The 1802-nt window shown below is 36.2% G+C and carries 1 protein-coding gene; it reads left to right on the top strand.

Annotated elements, in window-relative coordinates:
- Window positions 1-107 precede the first annotated feature (107 nt).
- The gene (locus M3189_RS26335) at window positions 108-1382 is read left to right on the top strand and encodes an IS110 family transposase (RefSeq protein WP_251639758.1); all 1275 of its coding nucleotides are present in this window, start codon (window positions 108-110) and stop codon (window positions 1380-1382) included.
- Window positions 1383-1802 lie beyond the last annotated feature (420 nt).

Below are 1802 nucleotides of genomic sequence, written 5' to 3'. Positions count from 1 at the left end.
TAGAATTCCTGTAGATGGTTAATTTTCACCTTTGAAAATAAAAAGGCTCCTCAGTAAGATATGAGTCTAGACACCACTCTAACTCAAACCCTAAGGAGGAACCTAATATGAAGTTTAAGATGCAAGACAAACAAAATCAACTAATTGAAAGAATTTCTAATAAACACCTTGTTATCGGTGTAGATATTGCTCAACATATTCATGTTGCACGTGCTGTAAATTTCCGTGGCATTATTGTTGGTGATCCTCTCTCTTTTGAAAATAACGAAGAAGGATTTGATAGATTACTTAACTGGATTAACAAGCTAAAAACTACCAAAGGTTTTGATAAAACGTTAGTTGGTATGGAACCAACCGGACATTACTGGCTTAACCTATCAAAATGGCTATATGAACAAAATATTGAAGTAGTAACCGTTAATCCTCATCTTGTTAAAAGGAATAAAGAAAATAGAGATAATAGCCAATCAAAAAGCGACAAAAAAGATGCTTTGGTTATAGCTGATATGGTTAAGAATGGATACTATTCCTTTCTACGTCCTACTTCAGAGGCATTTGAAAAACTACGAGTATTAATGGCTAATCGTGATATGACAGTTAAGAGATTTGTTAGTGCTGTCAATCAAATCAATCGTTGGGTAGATATCGTTTTTCCTGAACTTCGCCAAGTCTTTAAAGACGTGAAAGGAAAAGGTGCAATCGCTACTCTTCGCTTATTCCCTACACCATTAGAAATAAGTTCTATGAAGGCACAAGATATCGTTGATGGTTGGAAATCAACAATGCAACGACACGCGGGATTAAAAAAGGCCCAATTACTAATTGTTTTGGCTAAACAATCTGTTGGTACCCATCAAGCACTTGATGCTTATAAATTACACCTGGAACAATTAATTGAAGAATTTGACCTTGCCACTGCACAGCTTGAAAGAGTTGAACAGGAAGTGACTTGCGTCCTTAAACAAATTACCTTCGCAAAAAAATTATTATCTATTAAAGGAGTTAGTGAGATTGCACTTGCAGGCATATTAGGAGAAGCAGGAGATCTAAGTAGGTTCGCTCATGGTAGCTCATTATTACGTCATGCTGGATTACATTTAGTAGAGGCAAGTTCAGGAAAGTGGAAAGGACAAATCGTCCTTTCTAAACGAGGAAGGTCTCGATTACGACGTTTCCTTTACCTAGCGACAATGAGTCTTGTCATGAACAACCCTGAATTTAAAGAACTGCACTCTTACAATGTTAATGTGAAAAAGATGAAAAAAATGAAATCCATTATGAAATTAATAAATAAATTCGCAAGAATTATAGTAGGAATTGCACGTAATAATGAGGCCTATTGCCCTGACAAAGTTAAACCTATAACACCAGTAGCTGCATAAAGTAAACTAAAAATTATATATATTACTGTATTCAAATAGCTTTAAGATTTATAACTTTCGAATATTGGCTTATTCGTAGGATCTCAAAGAAAGTACGAAGTACCGGATTTATTGTGCAAAAGGGCTCAGACCCGTTCCGTTAGAAAGACCGGCCTCTACCACTTGGATAGGTGTGACGAAGGAATGAAAGGGCAATTGACCCGTTGAGACATGGGAGTGAAAACCTCCAAGGGTGGCGTGGAGAATGCGTACATTATATGGAAATTTTTGGAGATGTAACTACCTCCTCTATTTAAGCATGCCTTCATGTAGCCAAATGGTCTAAAACTCATTCAATACATCCCACTTTAATCTTCTAAGTGTTTTGAAATCCTGCGAATAAGTGAGTATTTGAGAGATAAATGTATCTTACTGAGGGAG

This window comes from Neobacillus niacini, assembly GCF_023715415.1.
GTDB classification, from domain to species: Bacteria; Bacillota; Bacilli; order Bacillales; family Cytobacillaceae; genus Neobacillus; species Neobacillus niacini_C.
This window is presented reverse-complemented; position numbering and strand designations above follow the sequence as displayed.

Coding starts and splice junctions, on each gene's coding strand:
- M3189_RS26335 (WP_251639758.1), top strand. CDS start 108: ATGAAGTTTAAGATGCAAGACAAACAAAATCAACTAATTGAAAGAATT.